This is a genomic window from Nonomuraea sp. NPDC054003 (genome assembly GCF_055585125.1).
The window spans coordinates 1-22,582 of record NZ_JBVJKR010000017.1 but is presented as its reverse complement, the minus strand read 5'-3'; the positions used below and the strand labels follow the sequence as shown (position 1 = coordinate 22,582).

Below are 22,582 nucleotides of genomic sequence, written 5' to 3'. Positions count from 1 at the left end.
CGCCCGTCGTGGACAGTTCGGTGTTCGCCTTCGTCGAGGACCTGCGCGGCGAGGGCGTCGAGCGGGTGCTCGACAGGATCAGCGGGTACGGCGCGGCCGGCGTCACGGTCGGCGCCGTCCACCACGCCGCCCGCGACGTCACCCCGCACGGGCTGTCCCGGCTGACCGTGCGCCGCGACGGGGCCCACTTCCCCCCGCCCGGCGACCTGTTCTCCGGCCTGCGGCTGCGGCCGCCGGCCGGACACCAGGACGCCTTCGACGGGCTGCGCGAGGCGTGCGGCGAGCGCGGCCTGCGGCTGCACGGCTGGACCGTGTTCCTGCGCAACGCCACGCTCGGCGAGGCGCACCCCGACGTGACTGTGCGCGACTGCTTCGGCGACCGCGGCTCGCCCGCCGACCTGTGCCCCGCCCATCCTGACGCGCGCGCGTACGCCGTCGCCCTCGCCAGGGCGGTGGCCAGGCTCGGCGTCGACTCCGTGGTGGCCGAGTCGCTGCACTTCAGGCCGCTGCGGGCGGAGCGCTCGTTCGTGCCGCTCGGGCCGATGGACGCCTACATGTTCGGGCTCTGCTTCTGCGACTACTGCATGCGCCGCGCCGCCGACCTGGGCGTGGACGCCGAGGTGGCGCGCGAGGAGTGCGCCAGGATCCTCGGCGGCGTACTCGACGGCGACCCGCCCGCGCAGGGCGAGGTGACCAGGGCCGCGCTCACCGCGTACGCCGGACCCGACGTCGTCGCCTACGCCCGCGCCCGCTCCGAGACCGTCACCACCCTCGTCTCCGAAGTGGCGTCGGCCGTCGGCGACGAGGGGTCGAGACTGGTGTTCGCCGACGCGACCGGCGGCGTCAAGGGCTACCGCGACGGGCTGCCCACCCCCGGGCTGGCCGCCCACGACGCCTGGCAGCTCGGCGTCGACCTGGTGGCGCTCGGCGACCTGGTGCCCGCCTTCGCCGTGCTCGCGTACGCGCGCGACGCCGCCAGGGTGGCCGACGACGTCGGCGCCTACCTGCGCTCGGTCGGCAAGGACCGCGAGGTGCGCGCGGTGCTGCGGCCCGGCTACCCCGACACCGACTCCGCCGACCGGCTGGTCGCCAAGGCCCGCGCGGCCAAGGCGGCGGGCGCGTCGGCGGTCGACTTCTACGCCTACGGCCTCATGCCGCACCCGGTGCTCGACCGCATCCCGGCCGCCCTCTCGGAGATCCGCTGACCTGACGTACGGCACGCTCCCGTCGTACGCGGCCTTCAGCCGACCCCGTCCAGCACCGCCGCGACCGCGTCCCGCGCGAACCCGTCAGGCAGGGGTATCCCCCGGAACACCGACCTGACCCACACCGCCCCGGCCAGCAGGTCGACCACGAGCATCGGGTCGACCGACTCCTTCAGCTCGCCCCGCCGTACCGCACGCTCGAAGATCTCGCGTTCCCTGGCGAACCGGTCGGCGAAGAACCGCCGCGCGTCCAGCTCCGGATGCTCCACCGCCGCGCCCAGCGCGGCCACCGCGACATCCGCGGCCGGCGGCTCCGACAGGAGCCGCACCACCCCCTCCACCAGTGCGACCAGATCGCCGCGCAGGCTTCCCGTGTCGGGCGCCGTGAACCCCAGCAGGTCGGCCTCGACCAGCGCCGCGCCCAGCAGCGCCGCCTTCGACGGCCACCACCGGTAGATCGTCGTCTTGTTCACCCCGGACCGCTCCGCCACGCCCTCGACGGTCAGCCCCGCGTAGCCCTTCTCGGCCACCAGACGCAGCGTCGCGTCGAAGATCTCCTGCTGCTTCCTCGGCGCCATGCGATCATTTTCTCCCGGCGAACGCGGTGGCCACGCCAAGACCGAGATAGACGACACCGCTCACGTACCTCAAGGTCCTGGCCCTGCGGGCGAGCCGGCCGCCCAGAGCGCCCGCCGCGACCGCGTACACGACATCCGAGATCAGCCCGAGCAGCAGCAGCGTGAGGCCGAGCACCACCACCTGCAGCGCCGGCGACCCCGCCGACGGGTCCACGAACTGCGGCAGGAACGCCAGGAAGAACAGCGTCACCTTGGGGTTCAGCACGTTGACCAGCACGCCCTCCAGGAACACCTGCCGCAGCGGCTGCCGGGGCGGCTCCCGCGTCGTCTCGTCGTCCTTCGCGGTGAACGCCCTGATCGCCAGATAGACGAGGTAAGCGACGCCTGCCCACTTCACGATCGCGAACAGCGTCGCCGACTGCGAGATCACGTACGACAGCCCCAGCGCCGCCGCGGCGATGTGCACCAGCGTGCCCGCCTCCACCCCGAGCGCGCTCGCCAGCCCCGCCGACCGGCCCTGGGCCAGCCCCCTGGCGGTGATGTAGAGGTGGTTGGGCCCCGGGACCAGCACCAGGGCGAGCGAAGCGGTGGCGAACAGCAGGAACGTCGTGAGGGAGACCATGCGCTGACTGTACGAGCACGTTTGGTCCCCATATAAGGGCCAATCCGCCCCGCTTGAGGTGGGCCAATCGATTGTCGGCCCCGCATGGCATAGTGACGGCGTGAACGGTTCTCTCGTCGGGCGAGCGACCGAGCTTTCCCGGCTCGTCCGCGTGCTCGAAGCGGCCGCGGCCGGCACCGCCGGGGTCGCGCTCGTCGGCGGCGACGCCGGCATCGGCAAGACCCGCCTCACCACCGAGCTGGTGGCCGAGGCCCGCGAGCGCGGCTTCCGCGTGCTCGTCGGCCAGTGCGCCGAGCTCGGCGACACGCTGCCCTACCTTCCGCTGGCCGACGCCCTGCGCGGCGCCGAGCCCGCGGTGGCCGCGGCCGCCGCCGCCCACCCGCTGCTCGGCCAGCTCCTGCCCGGCACCGAGACCGCCCCGCAGGCCGGCCTCACCCAGCAGCGGCTGTTCGGCTCGCTGCTCGGCCTGCTCAACGAGGTCCAGCCGGTGCTGTTCGTGATCGAGGACCTCCACTGGGCCGACCGGTCCACCCGCGACCTGCTCGTGTTCCTCAGCCGCATGGTGCAGACCGAGCGGGTCTGCGTCGCCGGCACCTACCGCACCGACGACATCCACCGCCGCCACCCGCTCCGCTCGGTCCTGGCCGAGCTCAAGCGCCTGCCGACCGTCACCAGCGTCGAGCTGGGCCCGCTCGGCGCCGGCGAGATGTCCGACTACGTGTCCACGCTCGGCTCCGTCGCCGCCCGCGACCTCGGCCTGATCATCAGCCGTGCCGACGGCAACCCGTTCTACGCCGAGGAGCTGTTCGCCGCCCTGGCCGAGGGCGACGACCTGCCCGACGGCCTGGCAAGTTTGCTGATGTCCCGGGTCGAGGTGCTCTCCGAGCCCGGCCAGCGGGTGCTGCGCGCCGCCGCCGTCGCCGGCCGCCGCGTCGAGGACGAGCTGCTGCGCGAGGTCTCCGGGCTGCCGCTGCCGGAGTTCGAGGAGGCGGTGCGGGAGATCGTCTCGCGCGGGCTGCTCCGCGTCCACGGCCAGGGTTACGCGTTCCGCCACGCCCTGCTGCAGGAGGCGGTCTACAACGACCTGCTGCCCGGCGAGCGCACCCGGCTCCACGCCGCCTTCGCCCGCCTGCTCACCTCGCCCGCCGAGCTGGCCCACCACCACCTCGCCGGCCACGACCTGGCCGGCGCGCTGGCCGCCTCCGCCGAAGCCGGCCGCCAGGCCGAGCGCCTCGGCGCCCCCGCCGAGGCCCACAACCACTACGACCGCGCGCTCGGCCTGTGGGATCGCGTCGACCGCGCCGAGGAGCTGGCCGGCGAGACCCGCGAGACGATCGCCCTCCGCAGCGCCGTCGCCGCCGCCGACAGCGGCGACAACCACCGCGCCGTCACCGCCCTGCGCGCCCTGCCGCAGACCTCCGAGGTGAGCGAACGGCTCGCCTACTACCTCGCCGAGATCGACCACCTCGACGCCGCCGTGGTGGCCGCCGAACACGCGGTCGCGACCGCGTCCGACCAGGTCGCGCTGGCCAGAGCCCTGGCCACGCACGCCCGCGCCCTCCTGTGGACCCCACGCCACGCCGAGGTCGAAGAGCTCGCCCACCGCGCCCTCGACACCGCCCGCCTCGCCGGCGCCAAGGACGCAGAGACGAGCGCCCAGATCATCCTCGCCATCTACACCGAGCTCCACCACGGCCTCACCAAGGCCCACGACCTGGTGCGGCTCGTCACCACCGAGCGCACCGGCGACCTGGCGATGGACCTGCGCGCCCGCTTCCACCACGCCCGCATCCACTACGACCAGGGCCTCATGGCCGAGGCGGCCGAGGTCGCCGACGCCGGCATCCGCCTCGCCTACGAGACCGGCCTCAACTGGAGCACCTACGGCACCGAGCTGCGCTTCCTCCGCTTCCTCATCCACTACGCCTCCGGCGACTGGGACCAGGCCGAGGCGGTCGCGTCCGGCTTCGCCGCCCGCGTCGGCACCATCCCGGAGGCCACGCTGTCGTCGTTCGCCCTGTTCATCGAGGTCGGCCGAGGCAGCCCCGCCGTGGAGAGCCGCCTGGAGTGGCTGAGCCCGTTCCGGCACGACCAGTTCATCGCCTACATGTTCCGCGGCCTGGCCGCCGAGCACGCCCTCTGGAAGGGCGACCCGGCCGCCGCCCTCGACCACGTACGCGCCGCCCTCGACGCCCTGCTCGCCGGCGACGCCGCCAGCATCCGCATCGCCGCCGTCGGCCTCTGGGCCCTCGCCGAGCTCGGCACCACCGACGGCGCCGACGACCTCCTCGCCACCGCCCGCCACGCCGTCGAGTCCGGCATCGTCGGCGAACGCGTCCAGATGGGCCCCGAGGGCCAGGCGTGGGCGCTGCGCGCCGAGGCCGAATGGCACCGCGTCCACGGCCGCCCCGACCCCGAGCTGTGGCGCCAGGTCGCCGGCGCCTTCTCCTTCTTCCCTTACGAGGAAGCCCGCGCCCGCTGGCGCCTCGCCGAAGCCCTCCTCGCCTCAGGCGACCGCGACGCCGCCGAGGCCGAATGGTCCCGAGCCGACGCGACCGCCACCCGCCTGCGCGCCGAGCCCCTGCGCCGCGCCCTCGCCGACCTGGCCCGCCGCGCCCGCTTCGGCGGCGGGGGCACGGACGGCCTGCTCACCGCCCGCGAGCACGAGGTGCTCGGTCTCGTCGCCGAAGGGCTGACCAACAAGGAGATCGCCGCCCGGCTTTTCATCGCGCAGAAGACGGTCAGCGTCCACGTCTCCAACATCCTCGCCAAACTCGACGTCTCCACCCGCACCCAGGCCGCGGCCATCGCCCGCCGCGACGGCCTCATCCCGTGACGAGGTCCCGCACCACCTGGATCAGCTCGGCCGGATCGAACGGCTTCGTCAGATAGGCGTCGACCCCGATCTCCCTGCCCCGGCGCTTGTCGTCGTCCTGCGCCCTGGCCGTGATCAGCACCACCTTGATGTGCCGCGTCGCCTCGTCGTTCCGCAGCCGCGCCGCCGTCGTCCACCCGTCGAGCATCGGCATCATCACGTCGAGCGTGATCAGATCCGGCCGCACCTCCAGCACCCGATCCAGGCAATCCTGCCCATCGGTGGCCGTCTCCACCTCGAACCCCTCAAGGTTGAGATTGACGGCGATGAGCTGACGAATGACCTCGTCATCGTCTACGACCAGAACTTTGCCAAGAACGTCACCCACGGCGGTCAAGCTAGCGGTAGCGGGGCGGTCACGTGGGGTTTTCTGTGGATGTGTTGGCGGACGGTTATCTGGTGCGGAGTGGGTGCGGGATACTGGTAGCCTTGGTTCTCGTTGAGCCCCCTTAGCTCAGGGGATAGAGCACCGGCCTCCGGAGCCGGGTGCGTAGGTTCGAATCCTACAGGGGGCACTCACGATCAGCCGGGCCGGACATTGTCTGACCTGGCTTTTTGCTTTGTTTCCGTATCCATGTGACCTTGCCATCCTGCGACACCGTGAGACGAGATGCGCGAGTCATGGAGCGATTCCTTGATCATCGGTCGTCCTCTCGGGCGCGGTCCATCCGCTCGATCGACACTTCGTCGTAGGCGGCCATGCAACGGTGGTAGAGCCGCTGCAGCACCTCCACGCTGTGCCGGCCCTTGGGCTACCTGAGCCGCGGGCACACCGACAGGAGTCGGCGCAGGTCGTGCCGACCATCGTTGAGCTTGTGGACCGCTGGCGGCGAGTTGGAGGCGACGTTGGCTTGCCCTGATTCGCCAGGTTGCCAGATAACCGGGAAACGAAGCTCCACCCGTCGGCGACGCCGGATTGTGAGGCCGGCGCCGCCGCGGGTGGCCAGGTCAGTCGCGTGTGGAGCCGCCTGTGGCAGACGTATTCAGCTGCGCGCTCGTCCGGCCGGTGAGCTCCTCGAGGGAGACGCTGTGCCGTGACCCGTCCTGAAGGATTGCCGTGACGCTCTTGACACCGCCACGAGGTGAAACTCTCTCGCGCTGCTCCGTCGTCGGCGCGTCCGGCCACCAGGCCGCGAAGTAGCCGCCGGTGACGGTCGCGGTCACACTGCCTTTCGCCTCCGTGGAGAGCTCCAGACCCACCACGTCGGCACCGACCCTGCCGGTCACGGTACGCACGCTCTCCTCACTCGTGCTCATGACCGCGCCGAGGGCGGCCCGCGCCGACTCCGCGGGAACCGGCGGAAGCGGTTGTGCGTCGGGCCCCGGTGTGCTGCCGTGCGAGCCGACGAGGTCGCCATCGTGGAGCAGGCAAGTGATCTCGGCCAGGTAACTGCTGTCGTCGTTGACGTAGACGAGCGTCCACGGCCCCCGGCCCTCGGTCACCACGGGCCGGAAGCCGAGCTCGCGCCCGGTTGTGCGCTTGGCGGTGTCTCGGGCGTTGTCGAGGCACTTCTCCTGGGCGTCGGCGGCCCGGTCACCGCTCACCGTGTGCGGCGTCGCGGTCCACGCTGCCATCGCCGAGCCGCCGCCGAACACGCCGGGCAGCAGCAGCGCTGCCGTGATGCCGACGGCCACCCCTGCGCCGACAGCGGTGAGGCGCCTGGTGGTGAGCAGGCGCGGGCTGCTGGTCGTCGGTACGGGTGCCTCCATCGGGTCGGTGGCCACCACCCGGGCCAGCAGGGCCCGAGCCTTAGGGTCGATGTTGGTATCCAGGTCAGCGGGAGTGACGGCCGGGTCGAAGTCGCGCAGGGCGTGGTCGAGGGTGTCGTTCATCGCATGCTCCGGGAGTCCACGGTGGCGGTTGCCACGGGCTGGGTTGTAGTGGCGGGGGCCGCGTCGGCGTGGCGGCGCAGAGCACGCCGGGCCCGGGTGAGCCGAAGCCGGAACGCGACGGGAGAAATGCCGAGCACCCGCGCGGCCTGTGGGGCTGTGAGGCCGTCCCACACGGCCAAGGCGAGCGCCTCCTGGTGGAGCGGACTGAGCCGCCGCCACGCCTGGACGAGGTCGAGCCGGCGTGCCACCGACTCGGGGTCCAGCCGGGCCGCCGCGGCGCCGGTCAGCTGGCTGTCGGCGATGCGAACGGTGAGCGCCTGCCGCCGCTGGTCGGCCCGCAGCCCATTGCGCAGAGTGAGGTGCGCCACGCCGAACAGCCAGGCCCGCGCCTCCTCCGCCGCCGGCGGCACGTCATCTAGGCGCCGCCAGGCGACGAGGAACACATCAGCGACCACGTCCTCGGCGTGGGAGGGGTGGACGCGACGCTCGACGAACCGCAGCAACGCGGCATACGTCTGCTCGTAGAGGTGGGCGAAGCGCTGGGTGCGCGGCGGCCCCGTGTCGGTGACGTTCATGTCTAGGTCATGTCCGGCAGGCTCACAGGTGTGTCATGACCCGTCACGACGAGGCGTCGGTCACGGCCTGCTCCGTGCTCTCGCCGGTGACATCGTGTGCCGCCCTGGCCGGCAGCGTCGGCCACATCCGGATCGCCATGACGGCCGATAGGGCCGCAAGCACTGAGATTACTTCCTCGCGAACCACTGGCAGTTCTTCCGGGCTCAACACGGCGGCCTGGAAGGGCAGGTCCTGACGGGTCATGGCGCCGATCCCTGTCGGCTCGCCTTGATGGAGAACATCAGCGGGATGCGCGGCCGGCCCTCCGGCAGCCGGTAAACCGGGCCGTAGGCCTCCAGGTTGCCGAAGCGCCTGAAGAGCGTGTGGTCGTGCTCGTGCAGGAAGTCGATGCGCAGCCCGGCCCAGGCCAGTGCGGAGATCACCTCGCCCAGGGTGTGCTGGAACTGGACGGACGTGGTGTTGGCCAGTTCTTCGGAGCCGGTGTAGGTGTACGGCTCGTCCCAGATCTGCGGATCGCTCCTGAAGTAGTCGAACGTGACGGTCGACCCCTCGGCGTCGTCCAGCATGTCGGTGAAGGGGTGGAACTCCGACAGGTACAGGAATCCGCCCGGGTTGAGCAGGGTGGCCACCACCTCGGCCCAGCGCCGCATGTCGGGGAGCCAGACGAGCGCGCCGATCCCGGTGTAGACGATGTCGTAGGCGCCGCCCAGCGCGGCGGGGGCGTCGTAGACGTCCGCGGCCACGAAGCGGGCTTTCAGGCCGCACTCCTCGGCCAGGGCGGTGGCGGTCTCGATGGCCTTCTCCGACAGGTCGAGCCCGCAGACCTGGGCGCCTCTCCTCGCCCAGGCGAGGGTGTCGAGCCCGAAGTGGCATTGCAGATGCGCCAGCGACTTGCCGGCGACGTCGCCGACCTCTTCGATCTCGAAGTCCCGCAGCGGGTCGCCGCCCGCCTTGAATCCGGGGACGTCGTAGAAGTCGCTGGCCACGTGGATGGCCACGCGTTCGTCCCAGTTGGCGCGATTGACGGCCAGGTAGTCGATCTCGCTCATGGCGGTCGAGCCTAGGGTCCCGCCCGGCGGTGACCCAACCGGATATCGCCAGCCTGAGCGCGGTGATAGGGAATGCATAGGACGCCTGGCTACCATCGCGATCATGCAGGTTCCTGGTCCGCACTATTCCCCGTTTCATCCCCACAGCCGGCCGATGCCGCCCCCTGCTCCGCCCGTCAACCGGGCGCTCGCCGGTTCCGCTCTGGATCTCCTCAGTCGTGATCGCGATCGGCGCTTTCCTGCCGTGGAGCAAGATGGGTGCGCGGTTCGGCGATCGAGGAGGTGACCGGGTTCGAGGATGCCGGCGTGGCGCCGCTTTTCGTCGCGTGGCTCGGTGCCATGTTCGCGGTCGCGGCACTGACCGCGGGCAAGACGACGAACGAGGCCGAGGTCGTGCCGGGGGCGGTCGGCTTGATTCTCTGCGGATCCAGTTGGCTCCTCACCGTCCGGAACTCTGACGAGGCTGTTCTCCGATGGGTCAGCGACGGGCTCTTCGTCTCCCTGGCCGGCTCGGTCGCGCTGTTCGTCATCGGCTTCATGGCGATCGTCCATGACCGCCGGTGGCGCAGGGCGGCGGTGACACGGCCGGCTTGACGGTCACGCCGCCTGCCATCGTGGGAAGGGCGCTCGTCCCTGCGAAGGCCGGATGTCGTGGTTGCCGGCGAACAGGCGGGCGGGATCGTACTGTCGTTTGACCGCCGTGAGTCGCTCGCGGACGGCCCTCGGACAGATCGCGGCGCCGTCCTCCTCGGTGGCGGAAACCTGGCGGGAATGAGGGTGGCCGGTCGGACAGTGCTTGTGTATGGACATGTCACTGCGCGCCCGGATACGTGACGGGGATGCCGAGGCGTTCGAGGTGCTCTTCGAGGAGATGGCCCGGCCGGTGTTCAGTCACGCCTTCCGATTGACCGGGAACTGGTCGGCCGCCGAGGACGTGCTCTCGCTGACCTTTCTTGAGGCGTGGCGGCTGCGGCATCGGATCGACGCCGACGGCGGGTCCCTGCGGCCGTGGGTGCTGGGGATCGCGACCAACGTGGCGCGGAATCTGCGCCGGGCGGCGAGGCGGTACGACGACGCGCTGGCCAGGATGCCCAGAGGCGACCCCATCCCGGACTTCGCCGACCAGATCATCGGCCGCATCGACGCTGCCGAGCAACTGGCCGCGATCCAGCAGGCCTACGGCTCGCTGCGCCGCCAGGAGCAGGAGGTGTTCGCGCTCTGCGTGTGGTCGGGGCTTGATCACGCCGAGGCGGCCCAGGCGCTGGGCGTCGCCGTGGGGACTGTCAGGTCCCGCCTGTCCAGGGCTCGCAAGAAGCTGGAGAAACTCGCCGCGGAACGGCAACAGGCCTCCGGGTCGCGACAGGTAAAGGGTGACCACGACAGCGTGGTCCGGTCCGTACGGGAGGAGAACCGATGAACAAGGCCGAGCGCGAGTCCCTGGCCGGGTTGCTGCCGTTCGAGGCGGAACCGCAACTCCCGAACGGCCGGCAGCGTCTACTCAAGGAGTTCGTCATGGTGGAAATCCGCAGGTCGGCCCCTCGGCGGCGCCTGGTCCGTCCCGCCCTCCTGGCCCCCGCACTGGCCCTGGGTGTCGCGGTGGCCGTGGGCGTCCCGGCTCTCCTCGGCGGTGGGACACCCGCGTACGCGGTGTCGAAGAACGCTGATGGGACGCTCACCATCACCATCAACCAGGCCAAGGACCCCAAGCCGCTGGAGGCCACGCTCCGAGGCATGGGAGTGAACGCGGTCGTCGACTACATCCCGGGAGGGAAGCGATGCTCGCCGCAGCCGCGTAGCACGAGCTTCCTGTCCCGGCAGGAAGCGCAGAACCCGGCCGACGGCAGGCCGTTCCACATCTGGCCGCCCAACATGGACGAACCGGGGTTCCGCATCGACCCGGCCGCGATCAAGCCCGGGCAGACGGCGGTGCTGGAGTTCAGCGTCTCCGCCGACGAGAAGACCGCCGGCATCTGGGCGAACATCTCCAACGGGCCCGTCGCCGCCTGCACGCTCGTGGACAGCGACGAGGCGCCGCTCGGCCCCCCGCCCGGCTGGGACGACTGACCGGGGGCACACACGATCAGCCAGGTCAGATGCCGTCTGACCTGGCTTTTTGCTTGTTTCCTCAGTCGTGCCTCGCCATCCTGAGACGCTGCCGGATCCTCGCGGCGATCAACGCCGTGCACACCACCACCCGGGACGTCCGCGAGACCAACTGGCGGGCAACAGTGCCGGTGGACAGGTCGCCCAGTACGGACACGGTCCGGCGGGCTCGGCCGGTACAAGCGCGATGTAAGGATACGGACCATGTCAGATGCCACGCAGTACCCCCTGGAACCGGGCCCGGAGCAGGTGCGCCTGATGGGCGAGGCCGTGCTGGCCTTCGTCGAGGACTTCCTGCGCGACCTGCCGGAGCTGCCCGCCTTCGACCCGGCTCGCTCCGCCGCCCTGGCGGGGGCGCTGCGGGAGCCCGCCCCTGAGCTGGGCAGCCCGCTGTCCGGCCTGCTGTCCACGCTGCACACGGCGGCCCGCGACGGCGCCGCCAGCGCCGGGCCCGGCTATCTCGCCTACGTGCCGGGCGGTGGCCTGTACGCCGCCGCGCTCGCCGACTTCCTGACCGCGGCCATGAACAAGTACGTCACCGTCTGGCAACTGGCCCCGGCCTGCGCGCAGATCGAGGCCACGGCCGTCCGCTGGCTCTGCGACCTGTTCGGCTACCCCGAGGAGGCGCGCGGCATCCTCACCTCAGGCGGCTCCATGGCCAACTTCTCGGCCATCGTGACCGCCCGCGTCGCCCGGCTCGGCGAAAGCTTCCTCGACGGCACCGTCTACGTCACCGACCAGACCCACGCCTCCTGCGCCAAGGCGGCCCTGCTGGCGGGCCTCCCGCGCGCGCACGTACGGGCCGTGCCGGCGGGCACGGACCTGGGGATGGCCCCGGACGCGCTGGCCCGGATGATCGCGGACGACCGGCGGGCCGGGCTGCGGCCCTTCCTCGTGATCGGCAGCGCGGGAACGACGAACACCGGAGCGATCGACCCGCTCGCCGAGCTCGCCGCCGTCGCGAGAAAGGCCGGGGCGTGGTTCCACGTCGACGCCGCTTACGGTGGCCCGTTCCAGCTCACCGAGCGCGGACGCGCCCGGCTGCGCGGCATCGAACTGGCCGATTCGATCACCCTGGATCCGCACAAGGCCCTGTTCCTGCCGTACGGGACCGGCGCGCTGCTGGTGCGCGACGGCGCCCTGCTGCGCCAGGCCCACCACATGGACGCCGCCTACCTGCAGGATCTCGGCGACGAGGACGACATCCCCAACTTCACCGAATACTCCCCTGAGCTGACCCGCGACTTCCGCGGCCTGCGGCTGTGGCTGCCGATCAAACTGCACGGCCTTGACGCCTTCCGCCAGGCTCTGGACGAGAAGCTCGACCTGGCCGAACTGGTGCACGACACGCTGCGCAAGAACGGCTTCGAGGTCCCGTGGCGACCGAGCCTGACCGCCGTCGCCTTCCGCTGGGTGCCCGAGGAAGGCGACGCCGACGCCTTCAACGCCGAGCTGCTGCGCCGCGTGACGGCCCGGGGCGGTGCGCTGCTGTCCAGTACGCGGATCGACGGCCGGTACATGATCCGGGTGTGCGTCGTCAGCCACCGCACCCACCGCGACCGGGTCGAGGAGCTCCTGGACATCGTCAGCGAGACCTGCGCCGCGCTACGGGCCGAACACCCGGCGGGTCCCCAGTGAAGCAGGCGTAAGGCTCCGGTCGTAGGTGTGGTTGTCGACGCGGGGACGATGCCCTCCGTATGGACCGATGAGGTTCTGCGGTGGAGGCGGTCTCCATACGTACGAGCCAAGCAGCCGGCAGAGGAGACAGCAGTGGACGACATCGAACAGCAGACCGCGAACGGCAAGGTGCTCTGGCACTTCACCATGTCCCTGGACGGGTTCGTGGCCGGGCCGAACCACGAGATGGACTGGATGATGACCGGCATCTCACCCCAGCCGGGCGCGATCGAGGAGTACGTCGCGACCACCGGCGCGATCCTGGGCGGCCGGCGCGGCTGGGACGCCTTCCCGGATCCCGGCATGGTCTACGGCGGCGCCTGGACCGGCCCCATCTTCGTGCTCACCCACCATCCCGAGGACGCCAAGCCCGCCGACGGCGTCACCTTCCTGGACTGTGACGTGGCCGAGGCGGTACGGATCGCGCTGGCGGCGGCCGGCGGGAAAAACGTCGAGGTGCATTCGCCGACGATCGGCGGCCAGCTTCTCGAACGCGGGCTGCTCGACGAGATCGACCTGCACATCGCGCCCGTGCTGCTCGGCGACGGCATCCGGCTGCTGGACCTCCCCGGTGGCCGGCCGCACTACCTCCACCGCCTCGGCGTCGATGACCCCACGGCCGAGCTGGGTGTACGGTACCGGCCGGTCAGGGCGTGACCGGCCCTGTATTCGATTCTCATACGCTTGAACTTTCAGAGCCTTCGCTCACGTACCATCGGCTGACGGATCCGCAGTAAGGCCATATCGGTCGTGACCGGAGAATCCAACGAGCGGCCGACCCAGGAGTACGCTGGCCCTGCCGTCAGTGTGCATCCCGCCGTTCGTGCTGGAGGCCCGCATGAGCTCTCCGGATCCACGCCCTCATCTGGGCGGGGATTACTCCGGCATCGACCCCGGCTTGATGGACCTTTTCGAGCCGGCTCTCGGCCGTACGGGCGCGACCATCGAAAGCAGTGAACCGCAGATCAGGCGTACCCTTCAGCAGTTCGACCTGGATACCTCATATCTGACCGCGTTCAGGGAAGCCGCCAACTGGATCAGCGCGAAGCGTCCTGAATTACGCCGGCGCAAGGAGACCATCTCCGCCGAAAAGGCGGACTGGGGTGCTCCCGGCCAGGCTGTCAATGGGATGGTCGCGTTCGACGAGGCCCGCTACAGCAAGGCCTTCAACGATCCCGATGTCTACGCCGCTGTCAGCCACCTTTCCGCCGACGGCAAGATCAGCGACTCCGCCCTCGCTGCGCTGGAAAAGCGAGCGCAGGACCCGGAGTTCGCCACGAAGCTCATGCATGCCCTCGGCCCGGAGACTTACCTGGCGCTCATGCGCAGGACGGTGTCTCAAAGGGATGAGAAGCGCCTTGAAGCCGCTCTGAGCAAGGCTCTCGGCGCGGCGAGTCCCCGCCTGGGCGCCGACTGGCGGAAAAGCTTGACGGCCGACCTCGATCGGGAGGAGTATTTCGCGCTCGCGCGGGCGCTCAAACATGGGACGTTCGACCACGGCTTTCTGTTGTACGTGGCCAGGAAAGTGGATTCAGCGTCGCGGGCCGAAAAGGATCCGTGGTTCGCGGGCCGGCAGGTGAGAACGCCTTTGCGCGAGGCGATGTACCAGTCCGCGATGAAGGACGTTTTCGAGGCGCTGGGTCGGCATCCGAAAGCGGCCCAGGAATTCTTCGCCTACGACAGGTCGGCGCTGAGGTTCTACGTGATGGAGAAGCCGCTGAAGGACGGTGGTGTGGCGCTGGGCCGGGCGCTGGAGGCGGCCACGATGACGTACCGCGACCATGCGGGCACCGCCCTGGACCCGTCGCGCGGCTACCTCTCGGCCGGACTCGCCTCCGACCTCGTGCATCTCCAATTTGAACGGATCAAGGCGGACGAGCGCCCTTCCTTGGTGGCTGCCGGGTCCATCGGGCGGATTCTGGCGGCGTACATATCCGACGTGAACCGGGTTGCTTTTGTCGGCCTCGAACAACCAGGCGTGTTCATGGAGGACTATCCGAACCTCCCAGGGCGGGAGGACTGGGGAGCACGGTTCAACAAAGGCGAACTCCGCGCCGTGATGCAGGAGGCGTTCAAGGAGGACGAGAAGGCATTCGGAGTGGTGACCTCGGCTCAAACGGCATGGAGCGACAGACTCCTCAACCATGGCGCCGGTCAGGTGGCCGCAGGTCAGGGCGCCGACAGCTTGAACACCGCAGGGCTGGAGATCGGTGCGGGATTCGGCCTGATCACCGACGCGGCCGGTCTCGCCCGTATCGAGAAGGGGCACGAGCTCGACGAGACCCAGAAACGGAACATGAAGATCCTCATGGCCGTGGTCAACACCGGTCTGGCTATCCCGCAAGCAGGGTCATGGCCCATCGGGGCGAGTGTGACGGGCGCGTGGACCGGCATGATCGAAGACGCTGTTCAGGGCAACGCGCGAAAGGAAGCCGTATTCGCCGCCAACAGCACCGTCGAACAGACTCGGTTCCTCGTCCATCAACTCACTGCTCAGGCCATGTTCGACCATGGTCTTTTCGGAGCGGCCGACCCACCCGCGAAGACTCACCCATGGGCGTCACTCAGCGACGTCGAACCCGGTGACGATCCGCGCAGCGCACCGAACAACTTCCTCAAGCCAGACGGCAAGACGCTGATGTCGTTCGACGAGATGAGCGCCGGCGATGGTCGACGCTACGACGCCTACCACACCTGGCTCTATAAACGTCCTGAGGACAACCCGTGGAAAACACTCGGAGTTCAAACCGCTCTCGACGACGGTTACACCACCGGATTCGTGCGGTATCAGTGATCAAAGTCAGTCGGATGGCCATCCTGGGATGCGCCCTCATCAGTACTTCCGCTTGCATGGGCGGAACCAGCAAGGTCGACGCCACCCCGCTGCCCACGGTTTATGCCCCACCCTACATATGCGATCATGTTCCCAAAGTGGCGGTCGAGCGGGTGACCGGAGTCGTCGATCCACTCGTTACCGGTTCTCTCCCTCTCCCGAGTGAGGACCGCCCCGTCGTGGGCGCTTGCTCTGCCTTCGAGCCGACCGGCGAGCGTCGGGCAGTACTCCGCATCATGCTTGACACCGGCGGAAGTCGTGGCCAGATAGAGAATCAGTTGCGCGACGGAGTCTCCAAGCAACTACCGGAAATCGTCCCCGACGGCTTCGGCTTCTACACAGTGGACCCGAATGAGGAAACCCGGGCGGGCGCGATGATGGTGAAAGGCAAGGCGCGTTTGTCGATCGAACTCGTGAAGGGCGTCAAGGGGCGCGACAACGCCGCCGACGTCGTCGCCCTCATGAAGCTCATCGCCCCCAAACTCATCCCGGCCGCCGGCACCGACGAGAATGGCTGACCTGATGACGGACATGGTGCCCAACCCGCTCTACGAAGCATTACGCGAAGCAGAGCAGAAGATCACCCCGCTCATCGAGAACGCGACCCGGGCGATCGAGCAGTCCTACAAGGAGTTCCACTCCGGCCGAATCTGGGTGGGCCCGACGGCCAAGCTCTTCGACGCCCAGCTAGAACTCCACCGCTCCCGCGTGGTCCGCGCCGGTGCCGACATTCTGGAGGACATACGCGAGAAGATGGCCGGTCTGCCGCGCCAAGTGGACGAGAAGCAGGCGCTGGCCCTCACGCGGCAGTACGACTTACGGTAACGGCCGCGCTGACGAGTCCGCTTCGGGGCGGCTGTCGAGACGGTTTACCTGCGCTGACCTGGGAGAAGTTCCAGGTGAGCGCGGATGCCGAGGAAGTCCGCGCGATCGCCTCGGCGGACGGCCGGACCCACAGTCGCTCAAGGAGTTTCGATGACCGACTCGACGACGAACCGGTCCAGGCCGCGGGTCGGCTGGATCGGGACCGGTCGCATGGGAGTCGCCATGGCCGCGCGGCTCGCCGACGCCGGTGTGGACGTGACCGCCTGGAACCGCACCATCGCCAAGGCTGAGCCGCTCAAGGAGCACGGCGCGTCGGTCGCGGAGTCGCTCGCCGCGTTGCGCGACCGGGACGTGGTGTTCACCACGGTCTCCACGTCGTCCGTCCTCGAACAGGTGCTGTTCGGCGACGACGGGCTGCTCACGGGCGACGCGGCGCCGGGAGTAGTGGTCGACTCCTCGACCGTGTCCGTGGAGTCGTCGGCCGAGGTGCGCCGGGCTTGTGAGGCGAAGGGTGTCGCCTACCTGGCCGCGCCGGTCAGCGGCAACCCCAAGGTGGCGCGGGCCGGCGCGCTCAGCCTGGTGGTGTCCGGTCCCCGGGAGACCTATGACCAGGTCGCCCACCTGCTGCAGTCGCTCGGCAGGTCCGTCACCTACGTGGGGGAGGGCGACACCGCCCGGCTGGTGAAGATCGCGCACAACCTGATGCTGGGCGTGGTGACCCAGACGCTGGCGGAGATCACCGTACTGGCGGAGAAGGGCGGCGTCCCGCGGCACGCCTTCCTGGCGTTCCTCAACGACAGCGTCATGGGCTCGGCGTTCACCCGCTACAAGTCCCCGGCGTTCGTGCACCTCGACTACACGCCGACCTTCACGCCGCCCCTGCTGCGCAAGGACTTCGACCTGGGCCTGGCCGCCGCCCGCGCCCTGGACGTGCCGATGCCGGTCACCGCCCTCACCGCCCAGCTCGTCCAGGCCAGCGTCGGCACCGGCCGGGTGGCCGAGGACTTCGCCATCCTGCTCGACCTGCAGGCGGCAGCCTCGGGGCTGGATCTCAAGCCGGAGGACGTCGCGGTGGACGACGGTCTCGGAGACCGTTCATGACCGCCGCGTGCTGCCTCACGGGCCTGATGGGCGCCGTTGCGTCAAGACCGGTGAGTTCGATGTGAACCCTTTGCGGTGAAGGCCGACGATCTTTCCGTACGGTTTCCGCCGCCCTGTCCGCGTCCCTGATCGCATCGATAGTCCGATTCGTTGGCCGGTGAAGGGACTGACCGGCCGGACGTAGGACGCATCTCCGTTCGGGCGCTGGTTCAGCGCGTTTCGCGAGACTCACTGGTCCAGTGCCATGGAGAGCCCAGGCGGTTGACGATAGGCGCCCACTCAGGCTTCCTTGTCGTCACCGCGCTGACGGAGCGCGCGCTCGGCGATCCCGCTGGAGAGCTTGCCCGTCACCGATCTGGCCCGGTCAAGGGTCTCGTTGCCGAGGCGCCTGGCGGCATCGATACCGTCTGCTCCTGTCTCGAGCGCCTTGTCCTTCACCTCCTTGGCCGCGTCCGCCCATCGTCTCGCCTCCGATGACTTCCGAACGCGCTCGATCCCGAGCCGCCCGTGGAAGTCGATGACGGCGCGCGAGACATGGTTGCTCGACTGCACTACAGCCGGGGCCTTGGCCGGATGCATCAGCACCTTGGCGTTGGCCGTGCCGGCAGCCGCATCCATGCGGGCCATCAGGCGTTCGGTGCTCCGTGAGATGAGTTCCAGCCGGTCCTTCCGGGCAGCCCTCAATCCGAGACGATGCCCGTCCAGTTCCCCCGGAGACGCGTCCAGCACCCGGTCGAGTTCGAGCACAGCGATCGCGTCCTGCAACTGGAAGCAGCGAGCCAGCACAGCGAGCCACTCCTGTCCCTTGGACTCTGCTTCCTTGGCTGCCTTGGCGAGATCAACGATCTTGGTCTCGCCCTCCAGCTTTTCCGCGAGCGCGTCGAGTTGACGCAATGCATACGCCTGGGTTTCTGCGATCGTCGCCGGCGCGGTCTGTACCTTCGACCACGTGATTTCGTCGACCCGGCCCCTCGTCTCCCGGATGGTCATGGCCTCCTCGATGACGAAGCCCACTCCGATCATGCGGGCCAACACGGCGTCCTTCTGGGCGCGCAGCACATCGTCGACCTTCTCTTCGATGGTGACGAGATAGTCGGTGATCTCGTTCATGGTCACCTGCATCGCAACCTGTGCCATGATCACTGCAGCACCAGCCAGAAGCGTCGGGTTGGGCACCACAGATCCGGACCCCTTCGTGATCTGGAGCCATGATTTGATCGAGCCTGGCTGCCCCACCATTGCGTGGCTGACGCCTGGGGTCTTGCTTTCCATCAGCCCGAATTTCTTGACAAGCTGCGCGGACTCCTTGGTCAGTTTCACCCAGCGACCTGAGTTGGCGGCAATCTCAGAACCTGCCCGCACGGCTCCGGCTCCGCTACTGAGAACAGATCCGAGCCGTTGCACTCCGAGGTCTTTCGACGGCAGTCCCTCGGAGTTCAGGAAGCGTTCGACAGCGGTCGGATTCCCGATGACCGCCAGGCCGTCGCCGTCACTGATCAGTTGAATACCGTTATCCATCACCGGCTCCTGAAAGATGGGCAGGGAAAGGGGCTTTTCGCAGTCGAGGGGGAGTCGGGATGCGTGGGGCGATCGCGGGGGTGGTGTCGAGGTCTTCTAGGACGGGAGTTCCTACGCTCACCGTCCGACGGAGGACCTCGACGTGCCCACGCTACCTTCGACGCCCCTGGCCTGTCCGCGTTCTGCCACCTCAGGGAGTTCGAATCGGAGGTCGTCGGGGCAGCACGTACGCGACAGGATAGATTCCGGACATCATTTTCAGAAGGGCGAGCTCCCGAACACGAGCGTGCTTGACGACGCGGATATCGGGCAGCTCGGCTGCCGAAGCTGTTCGAGGAGGCGACCCAACTGCCGGAGGCCGCTGATGACGCCTCCTGAGGGGATCACCATGGACCAAGAACAAGGTGTGATCGTAAGCCGTGCGGCACGGCAGGTGATAGACAAGGGCGTCTTAACCGGAATGTCCTCGTTTGCTCCAGGACTGCAATCCTGGACACCAAAGGCAGCTGATGAGCTGTACGAGCGATTCGTGATGAATTTCGACGCATCCTCCGACGCGTTCCTGGTCAAGCTGAAACGGCAGATCTCCGAGGGCTCGGATGAGGCGATCGTGCTCGCCGCCGAGTTGCTTTTCCTCAATATGCTGCCGCTCACTTCCGACACGATTGGCGCCGAACGCAAGCTCGAGATCGTACGCACCGTGTTGTCGTGGGCCTCGCAAGCCGTGGACATCCCCCAGGATCTGGCGGCTGCGGCGTCTCCGGGCTACATGAAGGGCGGAACGGCGTTCAAGAGCTACCGGTGGGCGCAACTGGCCTTGCTGATCCGGCTGGCCAGACTCCTGATCGGCCTGCCACATGATGAACGCGAAGCCGCTCTCCGCGATCCATGGCGCTTCCGCGAGTTGGCGCAGGAGGTGCTCGCCGATTACGACGGCAAGTTCCGCGCCCAGGCACAGCTGCACGTCCTGCTGTTCTTGATGTTTCCCGACGTGTTCGCGCCCGTCTCGGTGGCCGGGAACAAGAAGCGGATCCGTGACACCTTCGCCGATCGCTTGTCCGAGCCGACCGGCGATATCGATCGGGACATCTTCGCCATCCGCCAGTCGCTCGAGCGTGAGAGCGGTGAACCGGTCGATTTCTACGACGAGTGCTGGCGCTCCCAATGGGAACCACCAGCTTCGCCTCGGTCGCAGAAGGGTTGGCTGGTGCGAGGAGCCAATGTCCGTGGCACCAACGCGATTCCCCGTTGGCTGGACGAAGGCTACTGCTCGGTCTCCTGGGCCGACATCGGCGAGATCCCGAGTGGTGCGTCACGGCAGATCGTCAGAGAGGCGGTCGAGGCCGCAATGCCGGATGCCAAACAGGGCACGAAGGACTCCGCGGTCAGTCAACTGTGGCGGTTCCTGAGCGACTTCCAGCCCGGTGATCTGGTCGCGACCGTCGACGGGGACGCTGTCTACGTCGGGGTCATCACCAGCGACGCGTACTACGACACCACAGAAGGCAGGCCGATCGCCCGGCGTCGCCGGGTGGACTGGAATCGCGAGCCGCTGAGCCGCAAGTCCCTCCCGGAGGAGGCGCAGGCGAAGCTCAAGGCCGTGACGACGATATCCGACCTGACGCCCGTGATGGCTGCCCTCGCCACCGACGCCGGCATAGAGGAGCAGCTCACCCCGGAGCTCGTCGACCAGGACGAAACCCAGGAGTTCATCGTCCCTCAGCTGAGTCAGGAGTTCGCGGACAAGCTGCTGCTGCCGCGTGAGTGGCTTCAGGAGACCGCCGACCTGCTGACCATGAAACGGCAGATGATCATGTACGGCCCGCCGGGCACCGGCAAGACCTACCTGGCGACCAAACTCGGTGAGGCGTTGGCCGGCCCCGACCGCACCAGCCTGATCCAGTTTCATCCTTCGTACGGGTATGAAGACTTCATCGAAGGATTCCGTCCCCGCCTGGAGGCAGGTGGGACGATCGGGTTCGACCTCGTTCCCGGCCCGCTCAAGAACGCCGTCGCCATCGCCGAGCAGGAGCCCGATCGGCCATACGTCCTGGTCATCGACGAGATCAACCGTGCCAACCTGGCCAAGGTCTTCGGCGAGCTGTACTTCCTGCTCGAATACCGGGCGCGGGAGATCACCCTGCAGTATTCCCCCACGGAGCCGTTCAGCCTGCCGAAGAACTTGTTCATCATCGGCACGATGAACACGGTCGACCGCTCTGTCGCCCTGGTCGACGCGGCCATGCGGCGCCGCTTCGTCTTCCGCGCGCTCGCCCCGAACCGGCCACCGATCGACGGACTGCTCCGCCGCTGGCTGCACCGTGAGCGCCTGCCCGAGCTACCGGCCCTCCTCCTGGAGGAGGTTAACCGCCGACTGGACGACCCGGACCGGGCAGTGGGCCCCTCGTACCTGATGACCCGGAACGTCGCCACGCGGCGGGGACTTGAGCTCATCTGGACCGCGGAGATCCTGCCTTTGCTTGAAGATCAGCTTTACGGGAATGTCGATGACATCGAGGCCGAATTCGGCCTGCCCGTCCTGCTCTCCGCACTGGGGCTTGAGCTCTCGTGACCTTATGTCTGGAGCTCGGCGAAGCCGCCACTGCGCCAGTCCGGCCCCTCACACCCGCGCAGGTCGCCACCCTCGCCGCGGTACCGGAGCTGGTGACCGTAACTCCTGCCGGCGCGGGCCTGTGGCGGCTGGCCGGACGGCAGCGGGTCGGCACGGTACGGCTGGGCGCCGGCGAGGGGATGGTGGAGCTGCGGATCCACCCTAAGTTGCCGATCCGCAGACTGCTGGCGCTGCTTGACGCATCGGACATCTGGCAGCCTCAGCAGGTCACAGCTGCCCGCGATGACCTGCTCGTCCCCGCGCTGGCCGACCTCCTGGCCCGCGTCGCCGACCGGACCCTTCGCGGCGGTGTCCTCCATGGGTACGTGCACCACGAGGACGCCTTGACCATGGTCCGCGGTCGGATCCGTACCAGCGCTCACATCAGCCGACGCGTCGGACTGCCCATGCCTCTCGAGGTCGCGTACGACGACCACACAGCCGAGATCCCCGAGAACCAGATCCTGCTGGGTGCGCTCGACCTGGCCGGGTCTCTGCCGAACGTCGGCGGCCGGACCAGGCAACTGCTCCGTCATCTCGGTGCCCGCCTGATGGACGTCACCCCGGTCCGCCCCGGCATGCCCCTCCCAGCATGGCGGCCCACCAGGTTGAACGAGCGCTACGTCCCCGCACTGCGCCTGTCCGAACTGCTGCTCTCCGGAGCGTCACTGCAGCAGAGGGGGACAGGAGCCGTTCAAATGGATGGGTTCATTCTCAACATGGCCCAGGTCTTCGAACGCTTCCTCACGAGGCGGCTCGCTACCGCGTTCAAGCCGTACGGGCTGCGCTGCGAAGCCCAGCAGCAACACCGTCTCGACCGGCAAGGACGCGTGCCCTTCCGGCCGGACATCATCGGGTATGGCGGAGGGCGGCCCGCCATGGTCATCGACGCCAAATATCTTTCGCTGAACGGCTCCCCACCGACCGAGCACCTCTATCAGCTCATCGCCTACTGCACCGCCCTTGGTCTGCGTGATGGACACCTGGTCTATGCCGGAGGCACGACCGAGGCCGAGCCGTACCGGATCACGCACTCCGAGATCACCGTCCACGCGCATGTCCTGGACTTGGACCAGGAGTACGGCCGCGTCCAAGATCGTGGTGTATGAGGTTCAACCACTCTGCGATCTAAATCCTATTTAAGCAGCAATAGCACTATTAGTCACACTTGCATCA

At 68.7% G+C, this 22,582-nt stretch carries 21 protein-coding genes and 1 tRNA gene; 14 read left to right on the top strand and 8 right to left on the bottom strand.

From position 1 onward, the window contains the following. Positions 1-8: 8 nt before the first annotated feature. Positions 9-1,205 carry a hypothetical protein gene (locus ACZ6YG_RS35965; RefSeq protein WP_466020446.1) on the top strand — a complete coding sequence of 399 codons (1,197 nt, stop codon included), beginning with the start codon at positions 9-11 and terminating at the stop codon, positions 1,203-1,205. 35 nt (positions 1,206-1,240) lie between these two features. Here ACZ6YG_RS35965 and ACZ6YG_RS35960 read toward each other — a convergent pair whose 3' ends face one another. Further along, entirely contained in the window at positions 1,241-1,783 is a 543-nt protein-coding gene (locus ACZ6YG_RS35960) for a TetR/AcrR family transcriptional regulator (RefSeq protein WP_466020445.1), read from the bottom strand. A 4-nt stretch (positions 1,784-1,787) separates the two neighbouring features. Then, positions 1,788-2,405 (bottom strand): LysE family translocator, encoded by a 618-nt coding sequence (locus ACZ6YG_RS35955; RefSeq protein ID WP_148034121.1) that lies wholly within the window; start codon positions 2,403-2,405, stop codon positions 1,788-1,790. Positions 2,406-2,505: 100 nt separating this feature from the next. Here ACZ6YG_RS35955 and ACZ6YG_RS35950 point away from each other — a divergent pair, with 100 nt between their 5' ends. After that, positions 2,506-5,241: a helix-turn-helix transcriptional regulator gene (locus tag ACZ6YG_RS35950; protein WP_466020444.1), complete on the top strand. Its 2,736-nt coding sequence runs from the start codon at positions 2,506-2,508 to the stop codon at positions 5,239-5,241. On the opposite strand, the gene ACZ6YG_RS35945 is transcribed toward ACZ6YG_RS35950, so the two are convergent. Further along, positions 5,231-5,608 (bottom strand): response regulator transcription factor, encoded by a 378-nt coding sequence (locus ACZ6YG_RS35945; protein WP_148034913.1) that lies wholly within the window; start codon positions 5,606-5,608, stop codon positions 5,231-5,233. The two genes, ACZ6YG_RS35950 and ACZ6YG_RS35945, sit on opposite strands and share 11 nt — an antisense overlap. A gap of 115 nt (positions 5,609-5,723) precedes the next feature. On the opposite strand from ACZ6YG_RS35945, the gene ACZ6YG_RS35940 reads away from it, so the two are divergent. Then, positions 5,724-5,795: transfer RNA gene (locus tag ACZ6YG_RS35940), tRNA-Arg, on the top strand. A 433-nt stretch (positions 5,796-6,228) separates the two neighbouring features. Here the strand turns inward: ACZ6YG_RS35940 and ACZ6YG_RS35935 are convergent. From ACZ6YG_RS35935 to ACZ6YG_RS35920, 4 genes are read right to left on the bottom strand one after another with little or no spacing between them, the layout of a single operon-like run. After that, on the bottom strand, positions 6,229-7,113 hold the full coding sequence (locus ACZ6YG_RS35935; RefSeq protein ID WP_466020443.1) for a hypothetical protein: 885 nt from the start codon (positions 7,111-7,113) through the stop codon (positions 6,229-6,231). Further along, on the bottom strand, positions 7,110-7,688 hold the full coding sequence (locus ACZ6YG_RS35930; protein ID WP_466020442.1) for an RNA polymerase sigma factor: 579 nt from the start codon (positions 7,686-7,688) through the stop codon (positions 7,110-7,112). Before ACZ6YG_RS35930 ends, ACZ6YG_RS35935 begins: the two co-directional genes overlap by 4 nt. Before the next feature lie 43 nt (positions 7,689-7,731). Further along, positions 7,732-7,932, bottom strand: coding sequence for a hypothetical protein (locus ACZ6YG_RS35925; RefSeq protein ID WP_466020441.1), 201 nt, complete (start codon positions 7,930-7,932; stop codon positions 7,732-7,734). Further along, positions 7,929-8,738: a class I SAM-dependent methyltransferase gene (locus ACZ6YG_RS35920; protein WP_466020440.1), complete on the bottom strand. Its 810-nt coding sequence runs from the start codon at positions 8,736-8,738 to the stop codon at positions 7,929-7,931. The genes ACZ6YG_RS35925 and ACZ6YG_RS35920 overlap by 4 nt, the downstream gene beginning before the upstream one ends. A gap of 258 nt (positions 8,739-8,996) precedes the next feature. On the opposite strand from ACZ6YG_RS35920, the gene ACZ6YG_RS35915 reads away from it, so the two are divergent. The 9 genes from ACZ6YG_RS35915 (at position 8,997) to ACZ6YG_RS35875 (ending at position 17,277) form a co-directional block, all read left to right on the top strand. Next, entirely contained in the window at positions 8,997-9,332 is a 336-nt protein-coding gene (locus ACZ6YG_RS35915; RefSeq protein WP_466020439.1) for a hypothetical protein, read from the top strand. Positions 9,333-9,540: 208 nt separating this feature from the next. Beyond that, a complete protein-coding gene (locus ACZ6YG_RS35910; RefSeq protein WP_364225939.1) occupies positions 9,541-10,155 on the top strand; it encodes an RNA polymerase sigma factor in 615 nt (204 codons plus the stop codon). Then, positions 10,152-10,802, top strand: a complete 651-nt coding sequence (locus ACZ6YG_RS35905; protein ID WP_466020438.1) for a hypothetical protein — start codon at positions 10,152-10,154, stop codon at positions 10,800-10,802. The genes ACZ6YG_RS35910 and ACZ6YG_RS35905 overlap by 4 nt, the downstream gene beginning before the upstream one ends. Before the next feature lie 243 nt (positions 10,803-11,045). After that, positions 11,046-12,479, top strand: coding sequence for a pyridoxal phosphate-dependent decarboxylase family protein (locus ACZ6YG_RS35900; RefSeq protein WP_466020437.1), 1,434 nt, complete (start codon positions 11,046-11,048; stop codon positions 12,477-12,479). A gap of 132 nt (positions 12,480-12,611) precedes the next feature. Further along, positions 12,612-13,175 carry a dihydrofolate reductase family protein gene (locus tag ACZ6YG_RS35895; RefSeq protein ID WP_466020436.1) on the top strand — a complete coding sequence of 188 codons (564 nt, stop codon included), beginning with the start codon at positions 12,612-12,614 and terminating at the stop codon, positions 13,173-13,175. Between the two features lie 166 nt (positions 13,176-13,341). Next, entirely contained in the window at positions 13,342-15,312 is a 1,971-nt protein-coding gene (locus ACZ6YG_RS35890) for a hypothetical protein (RefSeq protein WP_466020435.1), read from the top strand. Between the two features lie 14 nt (positions 15,313-15,326). Continuing rightward, positions 15,327-15,869 (top strand): hypothetical protein, encoded by a 543-nt coding sequence (locus tag ACZ6YG_RS35885; RefSeq protein ID WP_466020434.1) that lies wholly within the window; start codon positions 15,327-15,329, stop codon positions 15,867-15,869. Positions 15,870-15,873: 4 nt separating this feature from the next. Beyond that, a complete protein-coding gene (locus ACZ6YG_RS35880; protein ID WP_466020433.1) occupies positions 15,874-16,176 on the top strand; it encodes a hypothetical protein in 303 nt (100 codons plus the stop codon). A 150-nt stretch (positions 16,177-16,326) separates the two neighbouring features. After that, positions 16,327-17,277, top strand: coding sequence for an NAD(P)-dependent oxidoreductase (locus ACZ6YG_RS35875; RefSeq protein ID WP_466020432.1), 951 nt, complete (start codon positions 16,327-16,329; stop codon positions 17,275-17,277). A gap of 279 nt (positions 17,278-17,556) precedes the next feature. On the opposite strand, the gene ACZ6YG_RS35870 is transcribed toward ACZ6YG_RS35875, so the two are convergent. After that, positions 17,557-18,795, bottom strand: coding sequence for a hypothetical protein (locus ACZ6YG_RS35870; RefSeq protein ID WP_466020431.1), 1,239 nt, complete (start codon positions 18,793-18,795; stop codon positions 17,557-17,559). A 364-nt stretch (positions 18,796-19,159) separates the two neighbouring features. Here ACZ6YG_RS35870 and ACZ6YG_RS35865 point away from each other — a divergent pair, with 364 nt between their 5' ends. Both ACZ6YG_RS35865 and ACZ6YG_RS35860 read left to right on the top strand, forming a co-directional pair. Further along, the gene (locus tag ACZ6YG_RS35865; protein WP_466020430.1) at positions 19,160-21,367 is read left to right on the top strand and encodes an McrB family protein; all 2,208 of its coding nucleotides are present in this window, start codon (positions 19,160-19,162) and stop codon (positions 21,365-21,367) included. Then, entirely contained in the window at positions 21,364-22,515 is a 1,152-nt protein-coding gene (locus ACZ6YG_RS35860) for an McrC family protein (RefSeq protein ID WP_466020429.1), read from the top strand. Before ACZ6YG_RS35865 ends, ACZ6YG_RS35860 begins: the two co-directional genes overlap by 4 nt. Positions 22,516-22,582: the final 67 nt, after the last annotated feature.

Excerpts from the sequence above, each read along its gene's own strand:
- ACZ6YG_RS35910 (WP_364225939.1), top strand. The coding sequence starts at position 9,541 with ATGGACATGTCACTGCGCGCCCGGATACGTGACGGGGATGCCGAGGCG.
- ACZ6YG_RS35885 (WP_466020434.1), top strand. The coding sequence starts at position 15,327 with ATGGCCATCCTGGGATGCGCCCTCATCAGTACTTCCGCTTGCATGGGC.
- ACZ6YG_RS35880 (WP_466020433.1), top strand. The coding sequence starts at position 15,874 with ATGACGGACATGGTGCCCAACCCGCTCTACGAAGCATTACGCGAAGCA.
- ACZ6YG_RS35875 (WP_466020432.1), top strand. The coding sequence starts at position 16,327 with ATGACCGACTCGACGACGAACCGGTCCAGGCCGCGGGTCGGCTGGATC.
- ACZ6YG_RS35925 (WP_466020441.1), bottom strand. The coding sequence starts at position 7,932 with ATGACCCGTCAGGACCTGCCCTTCCAGGCCGCCGTGTTGAGCCCGGAA.
- ACZ6YG_RS35865 (WP_466020430.1), top strand. The coding sequence starts at position 19,160 with ATGACGCCTCCTGAGGGGATCACCATGGACCAAGAACAAGGTGTGATC.
- ACZ6YG_RS35920 (WP_466020440.1), bottom strand. The coding sequence starts at position 8,738 with ATGAGCGAGATCGACTACCTGGCCGTCAATCGCGCCAACTGGGACGAA.
- ACZ6YG_RS35955 (WP_148034121.1), bottom strand. The coding sequence starts at position 2,405 with ATGGTCTCCCTCACGACGTTCCTGCTGTTCGCCACCGCTTCGCTCGCC.
- ACZ6YG_RS35930 (WP_466020442.1), bottom strand. The coding sequence starts at position 7,688 with ATGAACGTCACCGACACGGGGCCGCCGCGCACCCAGCGCTTCGCCCAC.
- ACZ6YG_RS35870 (WP_466020431.1), bottom strand. The coding sequence starts at position 18,795 with ATGGATAACGGTATTCAACTGATCAGTGACGGCGACGGCCTGGCGGTC.
- ACZ6YG_RS35905 (WP_466020438.1), top strand. The coding sequence starts at position 10,152 with ATGAACAAGGCCGAGCGCGAGTCCCTGGCCGGGTTGCTGCCGTTCGAG.
- ACZ6YG_RS35960 (WP_466020445.1), bottom strand. The coding sequence starts at position 1,783 with ATGGCGCCGAGGAAGCAGCAGGAGATCTTCGACGCGACGCTGCGTCTG.
- ACZ6YG_RS35900 (WP_466020437.1), top strand. The coding sequence starts at position 11,046 with ATGTCAGATGCCACGCAGTACCCCCTGGAACCGGGCCCGGAGCAGGTG.
- ACZ6YG_RS35935 (WP_466020443.1), bottom strand. The coding sequence starts at position 7,113 with ATGAACGACACCCTCGACCACGCCCTGCGCGACTTCGACCCGGCCGTC.